The organism is Adhaeribacter radiodurans (assembly GCF_014075995.1).
Classification (GTDB): Bacteria; Bacteroidota; Bacteroidia; order Cytophagales; family Hymenobacteraceae; genus Adhaeribacter; species Adhaeribacter radiodurans.
On the sequence record NZ_CP055153.1, the window covers coordinates 5290766 to 5314475 of the forward strand.

Consider the following 23710-nt stretch of genomic DNA (forward strand, 5'->3'; position numbering starts at 1 on the left):
ACAAACCTCCATTGAAGGATACAACATTATTCAAACCTGATAAAATTTGTTTGGGACTAGACATTTGTACCTCCTTTCTTTAAATCCGACATATCTTACCGGGGTTGCCAAGCACCTTATGGCGCGGCCGGTAAGCCGTAGCACTCACTACTATGTTATAAAGATATATTTTATCCATTAGGTTCAAAAATATTTTACTATTTTTTTAGGAATATATTTGGAATAAAAACATTATCAACCGCTTAATTTTTCAAATACATGTCTGTTAATTACCACAGAAACCGTGTTTTTAGCAATTAATTGGGTACTAAACTGTTACAAGTTACTTTATTTTAAATTGCATATTTCTTTTAAGTAAATACATCAATATTAAGCATTTAAAAGAAAAAAGTTTAATAAATAAGGCACTAACCGTCTTTGTTAATCCTTACACTTCTCAGATTATTTTTTAATAAACCGGAGAGATTGTACCTCCTGATTTGTCTGCACGTGCAGTACATACACGCCTGCCTTCAAACTTTGAACATCCAATTCTAATTGATGATTTTTTACTATTTGTTGTTTTTGGGTACTTACCTGTGCTCCTGTTATATCTGTAACAAAAGTTATCACCTGATCTTCGATCCCTGGCAGGAAGAGGGTTAATTTATTAATTACCGGGTTAGGGAAAATACTTATTATTCTGGTATTCTGGTTTAAAGAAGGCTCTTGATTAGCCAGGCGATTTGAATTAGCAACCGGAATAACTTCAATGGCGGCAACGCAAGCCTTATCTACAACGGATATAAATGATAAATGTAGCATACCATCAGTAACCAGTACATTTTTGGTAGCTATAACGGCTTTCCGGGCCCCACCTGCCGCCGCGAAAATATCATAATTAGTCAACCAAGAGGTTCCTTCGGCGTTTACATTAAACTTTCGTTTGCCACTAGTTACAAAAGCAATTTCGGCAAAGTACAGCTTAACTGTGTAATTACCGTTGGTAACCGGTATGGAATAGTTAAAACTACCACCCGAAGTTTCTGCTTTACGGGTAGTTTGGTACAAGGCATCATCGTTGGTTCCATAAATTTCGGCGGTAGTAGAGGTAATAGTACTTGCCCCAATAAAGTAGGCATCGTTACTAAATTCACCTAAGGAAGTTGCAACAGCATTGCCACCACTGTTAATTCGTAGAGTTTTAGCAGTAAGCTCACCTACCGAAATAGAGATTGTTTTGGCCGCAGAAGTTTGACATCCCCAGGTTACAGTATAAGTAAAAGAATCTGTCCCGGTAAAGCCAGGCTTAGGCGTGTATAACCGATTTGGCCCGGAACCCTTTACCCTTCCGTTTTTAGGTTGAGAAACAATAGTATAAACCAGTGGGTTTCCACCCGTGCCCGATAAGGTAATTGCTTTGGGAGTATTTAAAGAGGTAACTACACTTTGTGCTTTTGCTACCGGATTGGCTTTTTGCAGAATAAGGCTGCCTTGCGGTGAACCCCCATCGGCCGATTTGTTTAAATGACGCAGGACGGTAAAAGTGCCTTTAGGAGTAAGCCGAAAGATAGTGCCGCCCTGATAAGTTCCCCCTTCACTATTCATTCCAAATAAATTTCCCTTACTGTCCCGGACTAAACTTCCATTTGGTTTACTGCCATCAGTAATTTTATCAAAATTATAAAGTACGGTAACTGTACCGGAAGAATTTACTTTAAAAATAGTGCCATATCCTTTACTACCACCTACTGGAGTTAATCCATAGAAATTACCTTCTGCATCCTGGCTTAAACTGCCCCTTGTAAATCCCCCGCTGGCATTGGTAAAATTATATAAAACACTGAAAGCACCCTTTGGAGTAATTTTAAAAATAGTACCACCCGTGTTGGTGCCACCTATATGAGTGGTGCCATAAAAATTACCATCCTTCCCTTTTACCAAGGTAGCTTTTGAATCAGCACCATCGCTAAAACTTAACTGCCGGATAGTGGTTAGAGTACCGGAAGGGGTAATTTTATAAACGGTGCCCCCACCAATGGTGCCTCCCTGAAAAGTAATACCGTAAAAATTATTATCGTTACCTTGCACTAAACCACCATAAGGATTTCTTCCGTTAGTGTTAAAATCAAAAGAGTGTAAAACCCTAAAAGTACCACCAGGAGTAATTTTGAATATAGTGCCATAACCGTTCTTGCCTCCCGTGCTGGCTGTACCATAAAAATTTCCATCATTGGCCTGAATTAAAGCGCTTTCCGGGTTTGCTCCATCGGTGTTAATGTTTAAAGAATACAGAGTAGTAAAAGTACCATCGGTACACATTTTAAAAATAGTACCATTGCCATGCTTACCTCCCTGAGAAGTAGTACCGTAATAAAAGCCATCTTTGCCTTGCACTAAACTACTATAAGGCGTATTCCCCTGGTTATCGTTGGGTAGTGCTACTAGTACAGTAAAGGTACCCGCCGGCGTAATCTTAAAAATAGTACCATAGCTACTAGGCCCGTAACTCCCCGCCATGCCATAAAAAATACCATCATTGCCTTGCACTAAACTTCCCCGTGGGTTGGCGCCAGTTGTTGAAAAATCCAGGTGCTTTAAAACAGTAAAAGTACCGCCCGGAGTTAGTTTAAAAATAGTACCATAATAATTATTCCCGCCATCGGAAGTCATGCCGTAAAAATTACCATCTGAGCCCCTAACCAGGTTGCCATACGGGTGACTACCATCTTCGGAACGAAAAGCATGTAAAACCGAGAAAGCCCCTTTGGCTGTAATTTTAAAAATGGTGCCATTAAAGTTTTCTCCTCCGGCGTATGTCATGCCGTAAAAGTTACCATCTGATGATTGTATTAAGCTGCCTCCCGGAAGGCCTCCATCTGTATCATTATTGAATGATCGTAGAACCGCAAACCTACCAGTTGGGGTAACTTTAAAAATAGTACCGTATCCGTAAGTACCTCCCTGAGAGGTCATGCCATAGAAATTACCGTCTTTTCCTTGTACTAAATTGCCGGAAGAAGCTCCGCCGTTCGTGGTTCCGTTAAAGGAGCGTAAAACGGTAAATACTCCGGCGGGCGTAATTTTAAAGATTGTTCCATAATCATACTTGCCGCCCAGCAAAGTCATGCCATAAAAATTACCATCAGAGCCCTGAACTAAACTACCTTCCGGCGCACCACCATCAATAGGTTTATTTAAATGATGCAAGACAGTTAAAGTGCCACCAGGAGTAACTTTAAAGATAGTACCGTTCTTATTGGCTCCGCCAACATACGTCATGCCGTAAAAATTACCATCAGTACCTAACACCAAATTTCCGCGCGGAGAAACGCCCTCCGGAAAATCTAAATGATGAAGAATAGTTACTTTGCTGTCGGGTGTCATTTTAAAAATAGTACCTCCTGAATTAATGCCCCCTTCAGCCGTCATACCATAAAAATTGCCGTCTTTTCCTTTCGTTAAGTCGCCGAAGGGCGAGGAACCTAACTTGTAAAAGCCTTTACGCATAGTAAAATTAGTGCCGCTACTGTTAATAGTAAATGCGGTACCGCCACCCTGCGGACCTTCGATAGAGTTAAGCCCCAGTAATACTTCTTGCGCAATTGCATTTGGTGTTAAAAAAAGCACCAGAAAAAGTGCAGTGAACCACGAAGCCAGATGTTTAAAGTTTAAATCAGCGGTGAAGCTTTTAAATACTTTTCCCTTCTTAGATTGACTGCGAGGAATAAAACTTTTTCGTGAAACAGAATACTGTAATAGTGGTTTCATAAACAGTAACTTTAGATAAGATTAAAGAAAAGAATACAAAGCGTATTCCCTTAAAATTAAACCTTTACAAGATCAGCCAAGCTGCTATATTCAAGCAAAATTTAAATAAAATAAAGTTTTAAAGCTACTTATCTTCTTTATCTTTTTTCAAGATAATTTATACAAAATTTAATAAATATTCTGAGTGAAATAGGGCACTTATAGGAGAATTTGAAGTAAAGTAACCCAGTGCTTCTCCGCTATCTGTAATTCATTTATAATACCGGATTAAGTTAAATGCTAAAAATCAGGACAAGCTGAATTATAAAACGAGAAAGAATCAGGACCGAAACAAAGAATCCGGTAAGTTTTAGTAAATAATTAAAGCTTACCAGATTCTTTGTTTTTATAAAACTTGTGTAAAAGAGTAATTTATTCCTAAAAAGAAAATTTACTTAGTTGTAAACCTTTATAGAATAAGCGATTAATAAGCTTAATCTTCCAGTAAAATTTGTAAGTGCTGCACTTCGTGGCCGGATATTAACCGCACAATGTACATTCCCGGATCCTGGTGACTGGAATCCCAGGTCGCTTCAATTAATTTGCAGGCGGGAGCAATTCCCGTTTTAAGTTGATTCACTAAGCTACCGGTTAAATCGTAAATTTCTAAAGTGTAATCTTGCTCTTCCGGAAAAGAAAACTGAATAGTGGTTTGGTCCTGGAAAGGGTTAGGAAAATTGGTAAGACTGACTGTTTCAAAAGTGGGGTCTTCATTCGGATAAGCTTCATCAGGGAAATCTTCTACTGCTAGAGAATCTGTACCAGTGCTATAACTGGTATCTATCGAGCTACTGCCCGCCACATTTACTACTTTAAATGAAATAGTGAGGGGAGTACCTGCCGTACCAGCTCCTTTGGCCAGAGTGTAAGGAGTTGTTTTTAAAGTATAATCACCAAGAGTTGGAATCCAAGCGCTATAATTTCCGGAAACATCGCCAAAAACTGCGTAAGGAGCGGCAGTTTCTGTTTTGCTTAAATTAGTTTTACCACTCACTACCATAACCACGCTACCCACAATTTCCGGATTGGTATTGGCCCGGATATTTAAATTTTTTGTAGGTAATGTGGCTAGATTAAGAATGGATCCGTTCGAAATCGTCCGGATTTCTTTATCGGTATCCGCATTCATTAAAGTATAACTAACTACTTTCTGACCAGCAGTAGTACTATTACTTACATTAATGGCTACTTGAGAAGGATTACTGCTGGCATTGCTGTTATCTTTTACGATTAAGCTAAAGACATACGTACCGGCCACCAAATTGCTTACGGTAGGTTTTGCTACGCTTTTGCTGCTAAAGGTAGCCGTATTAGGGCCGCTCGCCTGAGCCCATAGATAGCTAGCTATACTGCCATCGGCATCCGTTCCGGAACCATTTAAGATAATGCTACTCGTAGGAAGATACATGGTGCTATTGGCTCCCGCCGAAGCTATAGGTATTTGATTCCCGGTGGTTTGATTTACTACCTGAAAATTTATTGTGAGGGCCGCCCCAGTAGTAGCACCAGTGGTTTTGGAGTAAGGTGTAGCCTGTAAAGTGTAATTGCCTACCGTAGGTGACCAGGCATTATAATCTGTGCCGGATGCCCCAAATACAATGTAGGGAGCAGTAGCCTCCGAGCGGTTCAGGGTTTCTGCGCCTTTTAAAGCAAAGGCTACTCCTATCGTATTGGTACTGGTATTTACCCGGATGTTCAGCCTCTTAGTAGGTAAGCTACCTAAATTTAAAGTGGCACCATTCGTAATAGTTTGTATATCGGTATCTGAATCAGCGTTTAATAAAGTAAAACCAAGTATCTGCTGATCAGAAGTGCTACTATTACTTACCGTAATACTTACCTGAGCCGGGTTACTGCTGGTATTATTGTTATCTTTTACGATTAAGCTAAAGACATACGTACCGGCCACCAAATTGCTTACGGTAGGCTTCGCCACGGTTTTGCTGCTGAAGGTAGCTGTATTGGGGCCACTCGCTTGAGCCCATAGAAAACTAGCTATATTGCCATCGGCATCTGAACCCGAACCATTTAGAGTAGTACTGGTAGCCGGAAGATAAACCGTACTATTGGAACCCGCTGAAGCGACTGGTGCCTGGTTATTAGTAGTTTGATTTACTACCTGAAAATTTACCGTGAGAGAAGTTCCGGTCTGTCCATTAGTAGCAGGCGTAGCCTTTAACGTATAATTTCCAATGGCTGGTACCCAGGCGTTGTAATTATTTCCCGTTGCCCCAAATGCGGCAAAAGGTGCACCTGATTCTGTTCGGGTTAAATCCTGCGCGCCGCTTAAGTTAAAAATTACACTGCCTATCGTAGTTATATTCGTATTGGCCCGGATATTTAAGTTTTTAGTAGGTAAAGTAGCCAGATTTAAAATAGCACCACTAGCCAGGGTTTGAATATCGGTATCCGTATCGGCGTTTAATAAAGTAAAACTTTCTACTTCCTGGTTTATAACCGGTGGCATATCTGGTCCTCCTAAATCCAGGTTAATCATCCAAAAATCGGTATCTCCCCGGTTACTACTATTTTTATCGCTGCCAGCCCCGGAGTTAGAAGTTCCGCTTAATAAACAGCCTCCGGTGTTATTTAATTGCAGCGCCTGCAGGTTATCGTAACCTTCTCCGCCAAAGGTTCTATTCCATTGCTTATTGCCGGCTGCATCTATTTTTACAATCCAATAATCAGATTCCCCTTTCGAACCAGTTGATTTGTCGCCTCCAACCGGCGAATCCGAAGCGCCGCCGAGTAAGAATCCATTATCGTACGTTTGCGTTATAGCTTGCAGGTAGTCATTATTATTGCCGCCGTATGTTTTTTCCCACTTTTTGTTTCCAGAGCCATCTATTTTTACCAGCCAATAATCGCTAAGGCCGTTAGAGCCTTCGGATTTATCAGCGCTGGCAGGACTGTTAGAAATGCCTCCCAGTAAATACCCCCCATCCGAAGTTGAAAGGCAGGTTTCTAAGTTTTCTTCCTGATTTCCCCCGTAAGTTCTATCCCATTGTTTATTGCCGCTGGCGTCTACTTTTACGATCCAATAATCAGCAAATCCTTTAGAACCAGCTGACTTATCTCCACTACCGGAAGAATAAGAATAACCTGCTACTATAAATCCATTGTCGTTGGTGGTTTGTATGGTTTGTAGGTAATCGTAGCTGCTGCCACCAAAACTTTTATCCCATTGTTTATTTCCGTTGGCATCTACTTTTACCAACCAATAATCTTGTAATCCTTTAGAGCCGGCTGTCTTGTTGTAACCGGTTTTTCCGCTCACCGGTGAGTCAGAAGTGCCTCCTAAAAGATAACCGCCATCGCGGGTTGCTACTACCGATTTCAGGTAATCGTTGCTGGAACCACCAAAACTTTTATCCCATTGTTTATTACCGGATGCATCCAGTTTTATAATCCAGTAATCGTACTGACTAGAAGCAGCAATAGATTTATCGCCGCTTACCGGAGAATTTGAACTTCCCCCCAAAATGTAACCGCCATCGGCAGTTTGCCAGGCAGCTTGCAGGAAATCAGAACCGGAGCCGCCAAAGGTTTTGTCCCACTGTTCATTGCCATCGCCGTTGGTTTTTACTAGCCAATAATCCTGAAGCCCTTTATTACCCGTTGATTTAGTACCATTAACGCTAGAAGAAGAAGTGCCTCCTAAAAGAAAACCATTATCTTTAGTTGCAACAGTAGTTATCAGAAGATCCGAATTATTTCCTCCAAAAGATTTATCCCAAATTTTACTCGTTTGACTGAAGACAGATTGCTTGAAAATAAAGCACAGCAATAGTACAAAAAATACTTTCGTAAATTTTCTTGTCATAAATGGATTAGATCAGATTGTTTAAAAGCCGGAATTAGTATAAAGAATAACCTGGCAAATGCATTTATATAACAATTGCTTCATTATTCCAGATCGCCCTTAAAGTTTATTTTACATATCGGTTGTTATTGCAAATTGTATTTTACTATAGATTTACTTAATAAATCAGGAATAGAAATAGTCAATTTTAATTAAAAGGCTATTTAGATAACAATTCGAAAAACCCAAATTGATTTAAATAATTTCAAACAAATAACAAGCAGAATTTAATTATCTGTTTACAAGAAAAATCTTAAGTATTTAGCTTTTTTAGTAAATTTTAGCCCCTAAAATGTATTATTTACCAGTAATTATTGTAAAACAATGATAAATATCATTAGCACAAAGAAAAGTAAATTTATAAGATAAACAAGTACGATTTTATTAAATTTATATATTTAAATGTTTGATATTAGAAAAATACTAATCCTAAACATTTAAATTGATTGTGGAACAATAAAATAAAGAAGGAATATTTAAGAACTGATTAAAAAACAAAAGTATTGCTATTGCATAATAACAAGCAGTTTAATGGAGTGAATATAAGAAAATTCAAAATTTGCCCGGAAGGTTATTTTGTACTGACTGAAACTATAAAATCAGGGTAGCGGTTTGTAAACTATTTCTTTTCTTTTTTATGTTTCTTTTTCTTTCTCTTGTTTTTATGGCCTGTTTCTTCTTTACCTGTCGTGTTTTCTACAATTTCTGTAATTAAAGCAGTAATAAAGCTAGTAGCTAAAGCAATCGCTACTTCTGAACCATGTTTTATAATTGTTTTGCGAAACTGTTTAATAAGTTGCTGCCGGGTTTTCTTTTTTATTTTAAGTAAGGTCATGGATTTAGTTTTTCATGGAATTTCAGTAATTTATAAATCTTAATACGAGTAGCTCCCAGATTGTTCTTTGAATTGGCTGCAAACCCTATCAACCATAAACTAAAAATTAAACGGCAAAATATTAATTGTCGCTAAATTCATTCGTAATTCTTAAGCTATAAGTTATTGGATTCTGTTACTTAAATGCTTATTTTTCAGGTTTATGGAGTACTAAAAATTCAGATTCCCATTTTTTTTATTTAAATAGCTTTATGAGACTTCTTAAATTTTCCCTGATTCCGTTAATAGCCTTAGTTGGAGGCTGGTTTCTGTGGCATACTTTTAAGCAGGAAAAAGCAATTGATTTTAATGCGGATATCCGACCTATTATTAATACTAAGTGCATTTCCTGCCACGGGGGAGTAAAAGAAAGTTCAGGCTTTAGTTTGTTTTCAAGGGCCGATGCCTTGCGTAAAACCAAATCCGGAAAACCCGCTATCGTTCCCGGTGCGGCAGATAACAGCGAACTTATCCGAAGAATTTTATCGAAAGATGAAGATGAACGGATGCCCTACCATGCCGCTCCTTTAAGTTCCGATGAAATAACTAAAATGAAGAAATGGATTAACCAGGGAGCGCCCTGGGCCGATCATTGGGCTTATGTAAAACCGCAAAAACCGGCTCTTGCTGCTGCTACCAATTGGTCCAACCATCCGGTAGATCGTTTTATCCAAGCCCGTTGGCAGCCCGATTCTTTAAAACCTTCGGCTCCCGCTGATAAAGTTACTTTGCTTCGTCGGGTAAGTCTGGATTTAACGGGTTTGCCTCCTACCCTTTCCGAAACACGTACTTTTCTGGCAGATAAATCAGCAAATGCTTACGAGAAGCAGGTAGACCGCTTGCTGGCTTCGCCGCATTTTGGGGAACGCTGGGCCGCCATGTGGCTCGATTTAGCCCGTTACTCCGATACTAAAGGTTACGAAAAAGACCAATACCGTAATATCTGGCGTTACCGCGATTATGTAATTCGTTCGTTTAACCAGGATAAACCTTTTAACCAGTTTACCATTGAGCAGCTGGCCGGCGATTTACTGCCACAACCCACCGAAGAACAACTAATTGCTACCGCTTACCACCGAAATACTGCCAATAACGACGAAGGCGGTACCGACGATGAAGAGTTTCGCACCACGGCTATCCTGGACCGGGTAAGTAATACCTGGGAAGTATGGCAGGGAACTACCATGAGCTGCGTGCAATGCCACAGTCATCCTTACGACCCTATCCGGCACCAGGAATTTTACGAATCAATGGCTTTTTTTAATAACACCCATGACGAAGATGTTCCCGGTGAGTTTCCTAATTTAAACAAATACAAGCCCGAGGACGAAGCTACAATAATACAAGTAAAAGCTTGGTTGCAGCAGCAATTACCCGCCGAAGAAGCGGCTACAAAAATTAAAACTTTAGATAACTTACTTCATTTTACCGAACCTAAAATCCATCCTCATTCTTTCGATCAACTTACCAACGCAGCTTTGTCGGATGGTAAATTTTTAGGTGGGGGGCACAAAGGCTACGCGCGTTTAAAACACGTTAACTTAACCGAAAAAGTAAATTTAATTTTGAGTGTTGGCTCTGCTAAAAATACAGGCACTTTAACCATCCGGAAAGATAAATTAGACGGAGAAATTATAGGTACTTATCAAAACAAGTACACGGGCGGAGGAGGATCTACCCAGCGGGAAATAATTAAATTAAAACCCACCACTGGTTTTCACGATTTGTATTTTGTTTTTGAGAATGCTGTTCAATCCAACCCCGAAGATTATGTGTGCCAATTAGACTGGATTTTATTTTTAGAGTCTTTACCCGGGGCAGATAAACCTGGTTATCCGGAAACAGAAAAAAAGTTAGTATCCCTACTGAACACAGAAACGGAGCAAACCCCGATAATTTACGAAAACCCCGCCGATCTACGCCGCAAAAACGTGGTATTTGTAAGAGGCAACTGGTTAACCAAAGGCAAAGAAGTACAAGCCACAACGCCGCGCTTTTTACCTAGCTTTAGCTCCTATCCTAAAAACCGGTTAGGTTTGGCGCAATGGCTGGTAAGCAACGAAAATCCGCTTACAGCTCGGGTAACGGTTAATCGTTTTTGGGAACAATTATTTGGAACAGGTTTAGTAGAAAGTTTAGAAGATTTCGGTTCGCAAGGTAGCAAACCTTCTCACCCCGAATTGCTCGACTGGCTGGCTCTCAATTTTCAGCACGAACAAAACTGGCAGGTAAAGAAATTATTAAAGTTTTTGGTTCTCTCAAAAACGTACCAGCAAAGCTCTAAAACCAATAAAACTTTATTAGACATAGATCCGGCTAACCGGTTGCTGGCTCGTGGCCCGCGCGTGCGGTTAACCGCTGAACAAATTCGCGATCAAGCTTTAACTACCGGAGGTTTACTGAGCCGGAAAATGTATGGTAAGAGTGTGATGCCTCCGCAGCCGGAAGGGGTTTGGCAAGTAGTTTACAGTGGCATGGAATGGAAAACCAGCCCGGAGGAAGATGCTTACCGGCGCGCCATTTACACTTTCTGGCGTCGGTCTAGCCCGTATCCGTCCTTGCTTACTTTTGATGCGGCTGGTCGGGAGGTTTGCGTTTCCCGGCGTATCCGGACCAATACGCCTTTGCAGGCCTTGGTTACTTTAAACGATACCGTATATTTGACTGCTGCCCGTGGTCTGGCCCGGCGCATGCAATTAGCCGGCACTACTCCTTTTTACCAGATTAAAGCAGGTTATTACCAGGCTTTGTTTAAATACCCCAACGCCTACACTTTAGAAGTACTCTTGAAATTATACCAGCAAACCGAACAGCATTACGCCCAGCAACCAAAAGAGCTAGCTAAATTTTTAGGTCAGCAAAATTTAACATCTCTGCCTAAAGCCCAAAAACTAGCCGCCTTAACCGTAGTAAGTAATGCCATTCTTAATTTAGATGAATACATTACTAAGGAGTGAGAAAAAGTAAATTACATCCTAAATTTTTAGGCGTAAATCTGGAAAATGAATTTAAATAATAATTAAGTAGCTATGAATCTTTTTGAAGAAGCTCTTTTCCGGCAGTCTGAATACTTTACCCGACGGCACTTTTTGCGGCAATGTACTACTGGCTTAGGCGCAATGGCACTATCGTCGTTGTTAGGTTGCTCGGGTCGGGACCGGGCGGATAGCATGGCTGGTGCCAGTGGTATTCTCCGGGATTTATCTAAACCATTTGCTCCTTTAGCCCCACATTTTGCTCCTAAAGCAAAAGCGGTAATTTTTCTGCACATGGCGGGAGCACCTTCGCAGCTAGAGCTTTTTGATTATAAACCCGTGCTGCATAAATTGGACGGTCAAGATTGCCCACCTTCGTTACTCGAAGGTAAAAAGTTTGCTTTTATTAAAGGAGTACCTAAAATGCTGGGGCCGCAAGCTGAGTTTAAACAACACGGGCAATCAGGTGCCTGGGTATCGCAGCATTTACCTCATTTTTCCAAAATGGTCGACGATGTTTCTTTTTTGAAAGCCATGCATACCGACCAGTTTAATCATGCTCCGGCCCAATTACTGATGCAAACAGGTAATGCCCGTTTAGGTCGGCCTAGCATGGGAGCCTGGGTAACGTATGGATTAGGTTCCGAGAACGAAAATTTGCCTGGATTTATGGTATTGCTATCAGGAGGTAAAGCTCCGGATGCCGGCAAAGCTGGTTTTGGCAGCGGCTTTTTACCTACGGTTTACCAAGGCGTAGAATGCCGGCAAAAAGGTGAACCAGTATTGTATGTGTCAGATCCGGAGGGTATGAGTCGGGATTTACGGAAACAATCCATAGCCGCTATAAATGAAATAAACAAACTACACTACGAGGAAACGCAAGACCCGGAAATTATTTCCCGGATTTCGCAATACGAAATGGCTTTTAAGATGCAGGTATCGGTGCCGGAAGTAATGGATATTTCGCGCGAACCAGCCAATATTCACCAAATGTACGGCACGGAACCTGGTAAAGCTTCGTTCGCTAATAACTGTTTATTAGCTCGCCGGTTAGTAGAACGGGGCGTTCGGTTTGTGCAATTGTTCGATTGGGGCTGGGATTCTCATGGCAATGATCCCACCAATGCTCTGGATAAAGGCTTTGGAAATTTATGCCGCAACATTGATAAGCCTGTATCTGCGCTATTACAAGATTTAAAAATGCGCGGTTTATTAGAAGAAACTTTGGTGGTGTGGGGAGCCGAATTTGGCCGAACCCCAATGCAGGAAAACCGCGAAGGTAAGCAAATGGCCTTTAAAGGCCGCGATCATCATACCGAAGCTTTTACCGTTTGGCTAGCGGGTGGGGGCATTAAGCAAGGGTATACCCACGGCGAAACCGACGAGATTGGTTATTACGGCATTAAAGGGCGAACGGACATTTTCGATTTGCAAGCTACCATTTTGCACCAGTTAGGCATGGATCACGAAAAACTTACCTACGCGTTCCAGGGTCGTAATTTCCGGTTAACCGATGTACACGGCAAAGTCATTACCCCCATTATTGCCTAAGAATTAGTAATTACCACCTATGAATATTTCGGCAACTATTCAAAATAGCAACCAGGCCAATAAAGTAAGAGTTGCTACCAACGGCCTTGAAAAAGAAATGCAGATTGCCGGTAAACCGGAAGGTTATGGTTCCTCTGTAAACGGCGGCGAATTACTTTTTCTATCCTTGGCAACTTGCTTTTGCAATGATATATACCGGGAAGCAACCCGCAGAAAAATGGATATTGAATCGGTAACCGTAACTATTTCAGGAGAATTCGGGCTAGAAGGAGAACCAGCTTCTAATATTACGTACCAGGCCCAGGTACTTTCTATTCATCATTCTTCTCAGGAAATTGCTGAACTTATTCAACAGGTAGATCAGGTAGCCGAAGTACATAACACCTTACGAAAAGGCGTAAGTGTAACTTTAAAACAAACCAGCTAGTAAAAAATTTACTTATTTTAATTTTTACCCTGCAGTAAACTTTGAATCTGCTGACGTAATTCCTCAGATTTACTTTTTGCTTCGTTTAAAGGCAAGCCAACTGGCAAACCCGGTCGTTTGTGTTTGGTCTCGATGAGCCAGGCATCCCGCATTAAGTTCTGGCGTTCTGTCACTACCTTTACATATTGAGTTGCATCTGGTAATTGCAGTAAACTTTCGATAATCCCCGGAGAATTTGCTACTTCTTTAAAACCTAAATACGATAAAACTTCCCGGGCTATAATCCAATGCCCGGTTTCGCCGGGATGAATTCCATCCAAGGCTAAAGCAAAACCAGACAGATTAAAGGTAGCATCTACTACCAGATGCGCCCGCAAGTATTTTTGCATGGGATAATGAATATCAATTACCTCCCATTTTGAAGATCTTTGACTCAATAACCAATCCGAATATCGATCTAAAACAGCCGCATAGCCCAAACTTTTTCCTCTCTGCTCATCGTAATCGGGAGGGGTTAAATGAATAATTCTTGCACCGGTTTTTACAACTTCGTTGTGCAGCCAGTTAATACCTTCTTTAAATTTAGTAAACCGGCTTTCATCAAAAGGCAAATAAATACCATCGTTCATGCCGTAACAGGCAAATACCAGGTCGGGTTTGGTTTTAGTTAGTACCCGGGCTAACCGCTCGTGCAGGTCGGGCCGCGGAAAACTTCCTCCGGCGTGGCCTTCTTCCGAAAGCCCCGAAACCGTTTCACTGGATAAGCCTACATTGATAAATTCTATTTGTTGGCTGGGGTTTTGCGCCGTTATGAAAGCTTCTATGTCGTTTACATAAATGCCGGCCCAGGTAATACTGTTGCCTAAAAACAAAATTCGTTTAACATTGGGAGCAATCTTCTGCGCAAAAACCGGAGCAGCTAAAATTTGAATGAGAATAAAAATAAAACTAAAACGAAGGCGCTTGCTCATACAATGTTTAATCAAAAATCAGGTATACAAGTAAAATCCCACTAAAAACAAAGAATAAATACCTATAAAAATTACTAACTGACTTATTTCTAAAACAATTTAGTAAATATTAAAGCTGAAATAGCTAGTCGTATATGGCTAAAGTAAATGAATTAGGTTACTTTATATTAAGTATTCTTTTTTTTCATTTGATTAAAAATATCCGTTAAAAAATCGGTTTGCAGCTCCTGAATTTCCAGCAAGCGTTTGTTTTGGTGCACCATTAAATGGTCTAATTTTTCGTGCAGTAATTTAATTTCTAATTCTGCTTTTAAATTAATTTTATAGTCGTGTTCGCTTCGTCGCCGATCTTTTTGCTCTTGTCGGTTCTGGCTCATCATAATAATAGGTGCTTGAATAGCCGCCAGACAGGACAGAATTAAATTAAGAAGGATAAATGGATAAGGATCAAAAGGCTTGGTGGTAAACAACCAAATATTAACCAGCATCCAACCCAGAATAAAACTAAAAAAGCATATAATAAAAGTCCAGCTGCCGCCAAATTCAGCAATACCATCTGCTAATCTTTGCCCAAAGGTACTATTTTCAGCTATCTCGGGTTCAATATTTTCGGATAGCATTTTATTACCTTCCATCTTTTCTAATACCTCCTTTTCCAGATCATTTACCTCACCCGATTCTTTTGTAATTAAACTGGTAAGGTATTTTCGCCGGTAAATATTTAGCTGCTCCATAGAAATATAATCCTCCTGGGTTAAATCAGGATAATCTTTTTTTATGAATTCATAAAGCGGAGCAATAATGGTATTGGCTTTATAAGCATGGCTTTCATTAAGCGGCTGTTTACTTAAATGACAAACTTTTTGCTGCATAGCTGGCTTATTGTAAAATAATTAGGAGTGCGTTCCGAAAAGCAGAAAACTTCTTCAAGATATATTTAATCGACTGATAAGTTGTTATATTAGGAAGTAGTAAAATAAAAAATCCGCTATACCACCCGGATCGATAAGTGAAACTGTTTAGGCAAATTGCTTCTAGAAGTATTTATTTAAATCCGTGTAACTGGTGCATTCATTTAAGCTAAGATGCGCTCACAAACTTTCGGACAGAATAAAAATAAATTTAGGTGACCACTTTCGGGAAGAATTCTATTTATAATGCGCTACGCCTGATTATTCATTTAAAATGCCAAAGACGAATAGGCAAAAACTAGTTATTAGGATGTACCTGTTCTCCATGCCGTTTGGCTTAAACAGCACTTCTAATTTATCTCTATTAATGAGCAACCTTACTTAATAATATAAATTAAAGCTAACTCTTATTTTATTAGAAATTAACAATAGTTGCTTACATCCTCATCTTCTAAATGAATATCTAAAGTATCTTGGCTATTACAAGTATCCAGATATAAATAGACTGCTGTACCTACCAACAGTAAAGTAATAAATAAAGCGGTGGCAGTTTTATTCATGGCGTTTCTAAAATAATAAATAATAATCCAACTAATAAATAAAAGCAAGTATAGCAGAATTGTTTATATAATGTTGTCCCTTTCTGCTTTTCTAACGGGTGCGGAATTATCTTATTAGCAAAATTCAGCTAAGTACAGTTACCCACAGGCTAAGGCTCTGTTTATTTATGAATTAGTTATTTTTATTAGATTGTATTTGCTGCCTGAGAGTGTTTACCCAAGTAATAATCTCATTCTTTTGCCTTGGATTCAGATTGGCCTCTTTATGAATAAACGTGTACGACGACAAAGGCATGGTACCCTCCTCCTGGGTTTCCACTATTTCCTCCAGCTTATGATCCTGCTTGCGGGTAGGGTAAGTTAAAAATTCATCAAAGTTTAATTCTTCTTTTCCTTCCTTCACATGATCTGCTAAGAACCAAGCTATTGGCTGTATCTCTGCATACCAAGGATAACGGGTATTATTACTATGGCAGTCGTAACAAGCTTTTTGCAAAGTGACTTCAACATTTGCCGGAATTATGTAGCGCTTTTTTAAGGCTTGCGGCTGCTCTTGTCTGGAAATATTTTTAGTCGGCCGGAAAAACTGAATAAGTATAAGAACTAAAATTATCAGAAATAATACTTTTTTATTCATAAGTACACATACCCAAAGGCTTATAAATTACGCTATTTGAAATTAACTATCTAGCTACCTATAAAACAGCACAATACTCTCATCATCAAGTATAGTAAATTAATCTTTTCCAACTACTTATTCTATTCACTCATCAGTTTAACTTAACCAATTTCTTAACGCTAACTTTAAATAATATGTAAAAGGGCATTTTGTAAAGTTAGAAGTTAACTGCACAAAAGGCCTGTTTACCCAATTTATAATTGTGTATATACAAAACTTTACCAGCCCTTAATAGCGCCCCCATCAAAGGCTTTTATTGCGGCCTGTTCCACTTCCGGCGATTGATAAGCTTGGACAAACTTTTTTACTTTTTCCTCATTTTTATTGTCTTCGCGGGCAACAATGTTGTTTACATAAGGCGAGCTTTTGTCTTCCACAAAAATACCGTCACGTAAGGCATTAAGGCCGATAGGGGTTGAGAAAGTAGCGTTAATAACAGCAATCGTAACATCACGGTCGTCCAACGCGCGGGGCAGTTGCGGGGCTTCCATTTCCAAGATGCGGATATTTTTGGGGTTAGCGGTAACATCGGCTAGGGTGGGGAACAGGCCAACACCATTTCTTAATTGGATAATATCTGCCTGTTGCATCAGCAATAACGCCCGGGCACTGTTGGTAGGATCATTGGGAATAACAATGGTGTTCCCTTCTTTCAGCTCGTCGAGTTTTTTTATTTTTTTAGAATAACCGGCCAGTGGATAAACAAAGGTGTTGCCCACTATGGCTAGTTTATAGCCGCGTTGTTTGGCCTGAATATCCAAGTAAGGTTTGTTTTGAAAAGCGTTTACATCAATATCTCCTTGCTGTAAGGCTTCGTTAGGCATTACATAATCGTTAAAACTAACCAGTTCTACGTTCAGCTTGTATTTTTCTTCGGCTACTTTCTTGGCCGCTTCAGCTATCTGGTACTCAGGACCCGACATAATTCCCACCACAATATGATTGGGATCATTCTTTTTTTCGGCGCCACAACCAACTATAAAAACACTAAATAATAAGGTTACTAAAAATTTTATCTGATTTTGCATTAGTATAAGTTAAATAGATTTACGATGATCTACCTTCTTGGAAAGATGATTACCAGTGAATTGAATAATAAAAACAAGCGCGACCAAGAGTATTAGTACCGAGTTCATTACGAATGTATCGTAACCCACGTAGCCATATTGATACCCAATTTGCCCTAAACCACCGGCACCCACGGCGCCACCCATGGCCGAGTAGCCCACTAAAGTAATTAAGGTAATAGTAGCCGCGTTTACAATAGAAGGTAAAGCCTCCGGTAGTAAAATCTTGCGTATTACCTGCCAGGGAGTAGCGCCCATGGCCCGGGCTGCTTCTATTAACCCAGGTGATATTTCCAGTAGGCTGTTTTCGATCATGCGGGCGATAAATGGGGCTGCGCCAATGCTCAGCGGTACTATAGCGGCTTTTACCCCGATGGAAGTACCCACTAAACCGCGGGTAAACGGAATCATCCAAACAATCAGAATAATGAATGGGATGGAACGAAATATGTTAACAATAATGGATATTACCCGGTTAAACGAACGGTTTTGCAGTATTTCGCCGGGCCGCGTCATAAACAGGAATACCCCGGCTGGCAGGCCTATCACAAAGCCAAAAAAGCCGGCAGCAAGCGTCATTAATATGGTTTCAAGTAAGCCCTGAACCAAGAGCGATAGCATGGAATCAGACATAGCCTATTAATTGAGTTTTAATACGTTTATCTTCAAAATAGGCCAAAACCTGTTTAGTTTGTTCGCCGGTACTGTAGGCTTCAATCAGCATAACACCAAATTTTACCCCACCAGCATATTCCATGCGCGCGCTGATAATATTGCAGTCGACCCCAAAAGTACGCGCTGTTTCGGAAAGTACCGGATCATTCACCGATTGGCCCGAAAACTCTAATTGTATTAATGGGTGTTTGCCGCCATCCGGGGTGTTGCTTAACCGATTTTTAAAATTTTCGGGCAATTCGATCTCTAATGAGGAGGCAATGAACTTTTTGGTCAGCTCGGTTGTAGGATGCGAAAATATGTCGGCCACGGTGCCTTGCTCAATTAATTGGCCGTTACTGATTACGCCTACTTCGTCGCAAATAGATTTTACTACGTTCATTTCGTGGGTAATTAGCAAAATGGTGATATTCAGCCGTTGGTTGATATCCTTTAATAATTTTAAAATAGAACCGGTGGTTTCGGGGTCCAGCGCACTGGTGGCCTCATCGCAAAGCAAAACCTTGGGGTTGCTGGCCAGGGTACGGGCAATGGCTACCCGCTGCTTTTGTCCGCCCGATAGACTGCTGGGGTAATCGTGTTGTTTTTCCTGTAAGCCGACCAAAGCCAATAAATCGAGCACGCGGGTATTTATTTCTTGTTTGGGGGTGTTGCTTAATTCTAAGGGCAAGGCAATATTATCAAACACAGTCCGGGACGACAGCAAATTAAAGTGCTGAAATATCATTCCGATTTGTCGGCGGGCTTGTGCCAGTTGCGGTGCTGATAGTTGCAGCAAATCCTGCCCATCCACAATCACTTTGCCCGAAGTAGGTTTTTCCAACAGGTTTACGCAACGGATTAATGTGCTCTTACCCGCTCCCGAAGCGCCAATTACCCCAAATATCTTACCCTTACTCACCTGCAACGATACCCCGTTGAGCGCGGTAACTACCCGGTCTTTCTGGCGGAAAGTTTTAGTTATATTTTTTAATTCGATCATTTACTTTATTTATTAAATCGGCTTATACTGAATAGGGAGATATCCAGTTCCGGTTTTTCATTTAATGCTAGCTGACTTAATAGCCTGCCCGTTACGCTCGCAAATTTAAAACCATGCCCCGAACAGGGACTAGCAATAATCATATTTTTATGTTGTGGATGATAATCAATAATAAAGCGCTCATCCGGCGTGTTGGTGTACATACATACCGTGCCGTAATTAAATGCAGCATTTAAGTTGAAATGAGTACTTATTACGTTTCTCATCGAATCTATTTCTTCCTGGCTTATATTCCGGTTTAAGGTATGCACACTAGTGGGTTCGCCGGCATGGTGATGCGCTACTTTAATACCATCGCCTAAATCCGGAAAACCATAAAACATTTTACCTGGCGCATATTCCCAAATGTAAATGGGTAAATTATCTACCCGGACTCTCGATTCATTTGTTTTAAACCAATACAGAACCTGCCTTTCTACTGTTAAAGGCAAATTTAGTTCGGGTATAAACTCACTTATCCAAGCACCAGTTGCAATAATTACTTTATTTGCCCGGTATTTGCCTTGAGTAGTCACCACCTCTACAACATCTGAATGGGTATGAATGGTTGTAACTTTTTCATTTTTTAAAATTTTAGAATTGTTTGTCGCGGCCACCTCCAGATGAGCTTTGATGCAATCCTCCGGAAATAATATACCGGCATTTTCTTCAATCACGCCCACAACATTGTTACCTGGCTTAAAAGCCGGAAAGCGGGTACTGATTTCCTGATTGCTTAAATATGCATAAGGTATATCATGCATCTTTGCGCTGAGTTCGGCGCCTTTAATTACGCCGGTATCAGGGTGGCCGAGCATCAATCCGCCGGTTTTTAAAAATAACTGCTTGCCTGAGTTTTTTTCAATTTCTTCCCAAAGCACATAGGCGCGCTTTATAAAAGGTACATACAGCGGATCTTCGTGGTAAGCCTGTCGAATAATGCGGCTTTGTCCGTGCGACGAACCATACGGGTGCGGTGGTAGAAACTGGTCTATGCCGCAAACCTTTTTGCCTGTTTTAGATAAATGATACAAGGCAGAACTGCCCGCCGCGCCAAGGCCCACTACCATTACATCAAAAGTGCTGCTCATCTCTCGTTTAATTTATTAAATGAAGGTAGGAGAAATAGGAATAAGAACGTGGGAAATGGGGTAGTGATAGGGAGCTAGGTTTATGAAATGATGCGCATACTGCTTGTTATTTTAGTAAAATTTGCCCGAGAGTTCTCCTTCAGGCATCTAAATACAAAAATTGATACTAGCCGGGTAGTTTTGCAAGTAAACAGCTAGTTTTTGCGCCTTGTTTAATTCTTTTAAATCTTCCTTAATCAAAGAGAAGTCAAGTAAAACCTTGGCGCGCATAAACGTTTGCAGTTGCTGAAAAAGCGGGTTTTTATCCAATTTAACCTTAATCAAGCAATCCGTGACAATGCCTAACAGGTATTTAGCCTTAGTAACAAACAATGTGTTAGAAAGAGCAGATTCCAATTTTTTATACAACTGATTTATGTTTTTTAGCGGCATTTCACCAATAAAATTGAACAAGAAAAAGTAAGCCTGATGGTTCGATTGTTTTCGGAATAAGCTTCAGTTACCGATTTTTAGGAAGACGAAAGGTTTTACCAAGCGCACCACATTATTTTTTAGTCTAACCTAATTACTTAATTATATTATCAGTCAATTTTTAAAGCAATTAACCGTCTGATCATTAATTTTTTAATTAGGCAATAATTATAAATTTACTAGATTTAAAAATATGACTTATTATTAAAATTAGTAATATACAAACCAGAACTACTTATGTATTTGATTTTGGTTTATTCACAAATCATCCTTCCTTGAACTATTTAATGAAAAAAAAGAAAATAACTGTAATTGGCAGTACCAATATGGATATGGTGGTGAAAACCACGCATTTGCCCGTGCCGGGAGAAACCGTTTTGGGGGGATCTTTTTTTATGAACCCGGGCGGTAAAGGTGCCAACCAAGCGGTAGCCGTAGCTCGGCTGGGCGGAGACGCCACTTTTGTAACCAAAATTGGCACTGATGTATTCGGCAAGCAATCAAAACAATTATTCGAAGAAGAAGGAATAAATACCTCCTGCATTTTGTCTGATCCTACTTCGCCATCAGGAGTGGCACTAATTACAGTAGACCAAATCGGCGAAAATAGCATTGTGGTAGCCTCGGGTGCCAACGCAAACCTAATGCCCGCAGATGTAGAAAATTGTTTACAAAAAATAGGCAAAATAGACATTATACTACTTCAACTGGAGATACCCATCGAAACAGTCGATTTTGTTACGCAATACGCCGCCGGCAAAAACATTCTAGTAATTGTAAATCCTGCCCCAGCCAATTTGCTGTCAACGGAACTATTAAAACGTATCGATATTATCACCCCTAACGCCAAAGAAGCCGAAATGCTCTCGGGAGTGGAGGTTAATAGTATGGAAGACGCCAAAAAAGCCGCTATGGTGCTTTATGAAAAAGGCGTAAAAAATGTAATAGTTACCTTGGGTTCCCAAGGCGCTTTACTATTTACAGAAGAAAGATTCACCATGGTGCCGGCACAAAAAGTGGCTACAGTAGATACTACAGCGGCAGGGGATGTTTTTAATGGTGCTTTGGCCGTAGCCTTAGCTGAAGGACAGGAACTTATTCCGGCAGTAGAATTTGCTTGTTTAGCGGCCGCTCTTTCGGTAACAAAGCTAGGAGCACAATCGTCTATTCCTTACCGCAATGAGTTGATAGCGAAAAAGATACCCCAAAACTAAACTATAAACCCTGCTTATGTTTATTGTCGAAAATTACCCGCTTGCAGTGCTATTCTGTGTAATTACTATGCTTTGCTGGGGCTCGTGGGCCAACACCCAAAAATTGGTGCATGGCAAATGGCGTTTTGAGCTGTTTTACTGGGATTATGTATGGGGCATTCTTTTGTTTTCGCTTTTAGCGGCATTTACCCTGGGTAGCACCGGCACCCAGGGACGTAGCTTTATCCCCGATTTGCAACAAGCCCTACCCGAGAATCTGCTGAGTGCCTTTGTGGGTGGAGTAATTTTTAATCTGGCTAATATCTTATTAACCGCTGCTATTGCTATAGCGGGCATGTCGGTTGCCTTTCCGGTGGGTATAGGTATTGCTCTGATACTAGGCGTAATTGTAAACTACGTAGCACTCGAAAAGGGCAATCCGGCCTTGCTCGCTATTGGTATTGGGTTAGTAACTGTAGCTATTATTCTAAATGCCAGAGCTTATCGCGTATCTTCTTCGGCTAATAAAGCAGCCGGCTTAAAGGGAATAGTTATTTCGGTGGTGGCGGGTGTTTTGATGTCCTTATTCTATCGCTTTGTGGCCGCATCCATGGACTTGGAGAACTTCGTAAGTCCGGCAGCCGGTAAAATGACGCCTTATACTGCTTCGGTTATATTTGCGTTAGGCATTCTGGCCAGCAACTTTGTTTTTAATACCTTAATTATGCGGCGCCCCATCCAGGGAACGCCGGTTAGCTATACCGATTATTTCAGCGGAAAAGCAGCCTTTCATCTTACCGGAATTTTAGGCGGTTCCATCTGGGCCTTGGGTAACCTATGTAACCTGATAGCGGCGGGTAAGGCCGGCCCAGCCGTATCCTACGGGTTAGGTCAAGGGGCAACCCTGGTAGCAGCTATTTGGGGAGTAGTCATTTGGCGGGAATTTAAACAATCGCCTAAAAACGTAACCGGGCTTTTAACAGGCATGTTTTTGTGTTTTATAGCCGGTTTGGGAATTATCATTATCGCAGGCAGTTAATCCAAACATCTTGAAACTAATAAAAAGCATATTAATCCATGTCTGGAGGGTACGGAACCCTATAAAAACAAACAAACCATAACGGGGGTGTTATGGTTTGTTTGTAGGTTGGTGGAGCTGCAGGGATTCGAACCCTGGTCCAGACAAGGAAACCGTCGAGCTTTCTACATGTTTAGTTGCCGTTAGGTTTTCGAGTACGCTTAGGTCGGCACCAGACCTGTGAACGCACCTTAGGTACTTTAGCTTCGCTTGGGCGCCATACCTTCGCCCTTGCTATCCATTCATTTCGATGCCCCGTACTCAACCGCGGAACGGAGAAGCAGTTGCGGGACAATGGCTATTGCTTAATACCTAGATTAAGCAGCCATGGCGTAGTTAGTCTCGCCGATTATTGTTTGAACGACTTTTTAACAGGAGATTCGCTCCACTCCCGACATGCTTACCCGCAGCCTGCACAAGCTGTCAATTCCAGTCAGCCCCAGTTTACGGATTCAAAATAATAAACAGTTTAAACCGGTAAATAATTCCAGCCGAAACTGCCTTACAAACATACA

Annotated in this window: 16 protein-coding genes and 1 other RNA gene; 5 read left to right on the top strand and 12 right to left on the bottom strand. The window is 40.7% G+C overall.

The window, feature by feature from the left end; translation table 11 throughout:
* Positions 1-441 precede the first annotated feature (441 nt).
* The 3 genes from HUW48_RS21185 to HUW48_RS21195 all read right to left on the bottom strand — a co-directional run bounded on the left by HUW48_RS21185 (position 442) and on the right by HUW48_RS21195 (position 8486).
* A complete protein-coding gene (locus HUW48_RS21185) occupies positions 442-3750 on the bottom strand; it encodes a choice-of-anchor tandem repeat GloVer-containing protein (protein ID WP_182412827.1) in 3309 nt (1102 codons plus the stop codon).
* Between the two features lie 472 nt (positions 3751-4222).
* The gene (locus HUW48_RS21190) at positions 4223-7612 is read right to left on the bottom strand and encodes a PKD domain-containing protein (protein WP_182412828.1); all 3390 of its coding nucleotides are present in this window, start codon (positions 7610-7612) and stop codon (positions 4223-4225) included.
* Positions 7613-8270: 658 nt separating this feature from the next.
* Positions 8271-8486 carry a hypothetical protein gene (locus tag HUW48_RS21195; RefSeq protein ID WP_182412829.1) on the bottom strand — a complete coding sequence of 72 codons (216 nt, stop codon included), beginning with the start codon at positions 8484-8486 and terminating at the stop codon, positions 8271-8273.
* A gap of 251 nt (positions 8487-8737) precedes the next feature.
* Between HUW48_RS21195 and HUW48_RS21200 the strand changes: the two genes are divergently transcribed.
* The 3 genes from HUW48_RS21200 (at position 8738) to HUW48_RS21210 (ending at position 13478) form a co-directional block, all read left to right on the top strand.
* The gene (locus HUW48_RS21200) at positions 8738-11482 is read left to right on the top strand and encodes a DUF1553 domain-containing protein (protein ID WP_182412830.1); all 2745 of its coding nucleotides are present in this window, start codon (positions 8738-8740) and stop codon (positions 11480-11482) included.
* Positions 11483-11554: 72 nt separating this feature from the next.
* A complete protein-coding gene (locus HUW48_RS21205) occupies positions 11555-13051 on the top strand; it encodes a DUF1501 domain-containing protein (protein ID WP_182412831.1) in 1497 nt (498 codons plus the stop codon).
* A 19-nt stretch (positions 13052-13070) separates the two neighbouring features.
* Positions 13071-13478: an OsmC family protein gene (locus tag HUW48_RS21210; protein ID WP_182412832.1), complete on the top strand. Its 408-nt coding sequence runs from the start codon at positions 13071-13073 to the stop codon at positions 13476-13478.
* A 17-nt stretch (positions 13479-13495) separates the two neighbouring features.
* Here the strand turns inward: HUW48_RS21210 and HUW48_RS21215 are convergent, their stop codons facing one another.
* The 8 genes from HUW48_RS21215 to HUW48_RS21250 all read right to left on the bottom strand — a co-directional run bounded on the left by HUW48_RS21215 (position 13496) and on the right by HUW48_RS21250 (position 20885).
* Positions 13496-14449, bottom strand: coding sequence for an SGNH/GDSL hydrolase family protein (locus tag HUW48_RS21215; protein ID WP_182412833.1), 954 nt, complete (start codon positions 14447-14449; stop codon positions 13496-13498).
* A gap of 167 nt (positions 14450-14616) precedes the next feature.
* Positions 14617-15321, bottom strand: coding sequence for a DUF1003 domain-containing protein (locus tag HUW48_RS21220; RefSeq protein ID WP_182412834.1), 705 nt, complete (start codon positions 15319-15321; stop codon positions 14617-14619).
* A gap of 771 nt (positions 15322-16092) precedes the next feature.
* Positions 16093-16557, bottom strand: coding sequence for a heme-binding domain-containing protein (locus tag HUW48_RS21225; RefSeq protein ID WP_182412835.1), 465 nt, complete (start codon positions 16555-16557; stop codon positions 16093-16095).
* Positions 16558-16817: 260 nt separating this feature from the next.
* Positions 16818-17627, bottom strand: a complete 810-nt coding sequence (gene metQ, locus HUW48_RS21230; RefSeq protein WP_182412836.1) for a methionine ABC transporter substrate-binding lipoprotein MetQ — start codon at positions 17625-17627, stop codon at positions 16818-16820.
* Positions 17628-17636: 9 nt separating this feature from the next.
* Entirely contained in the window at positions 17637-18299 is a 663-nt protein-coding gene (gene metI / locus HUW48_RS21235) for a methionine ABC transporter permease MetI (protein WP_182412837.1), read from the bottom strand.
* Entirely contained in the window at positions 18292-19323 is a 1032-nt protein-coding gene (gene metN, locus HUW48_RS21240; RefSeq protein ID WP_182412838.1) for a methionine ABC transporter ATP-binding protein MetN, read from the bottom strand. Before metN ends, metI begins: the two co-directional genes overlap by 8 nt.
* 5 nt (positions 19324-19328) lie before the next feature.
* Positions 19329-20453: an N-methyl-L-tryptophan oxidase gene (gene solA, locus HUW48_RS21245; RefSeq protein ID WP_182412839.1), complete on the bottom strand. Its 1125-nt coding sequence runs from the start codon at positions 20451-20453 to the stop codon at positions 19329-19331.
* A gap of 147 nt (positions 20454-20600) precedes the next feature.
* Positions 20601-20885, bottom strand: a complete 285-nt coding sequence (locus tag HUW48_RS21250; protein WP_182412840.1) for a hypothetical protein — start codon at positions 20883-20885, stop codon at positions 20601-20603.
* A gap of 326 nt (positions 20886-21211) precedes the next feature.
* On the opposite strand from HUW48_RS21250, the gene rbsK reads away from it, so the two are divergent.
* Both rbsK and HUW48_RS21260 read left to right on the top strand, forming a co-directional pair.
* Positions 21212-22138 carry a ribokinase gene (gene rbsK, locus HUW48_RS21255; protein WP_182412841.1) on the top strand — a complete coding sequence of 309 codons (927 nt, stop codon included), beginning with the start codon at positions 21212-21214 and terminating at the stop codon, positions 22136-22138.
* Between the two features lie 16 nt (positions 22139-22154).
* Complete coding sequence (locus HUW48_RS21260) at positions 22155-23156, top strand: GRP family sugar transporter (RefSeq protein ID WP_182412842.1); 1002 nt, start codon at positions 22155-22157, stop codon at positions 23154-23156.
* Positions 23157-23265: 109 nt separating this feature from the next.
* Here HUW48_RS21260 and ssrA read toward each other — a convergent pair.
* Positions 23266-23636, bottom strand: a transfer-messenger RNA (tmRNA) gene (ssrA, locus tag HUW48_RS21265).
* Positions 23637-23710: the final 74 nt, after the last annotated feature.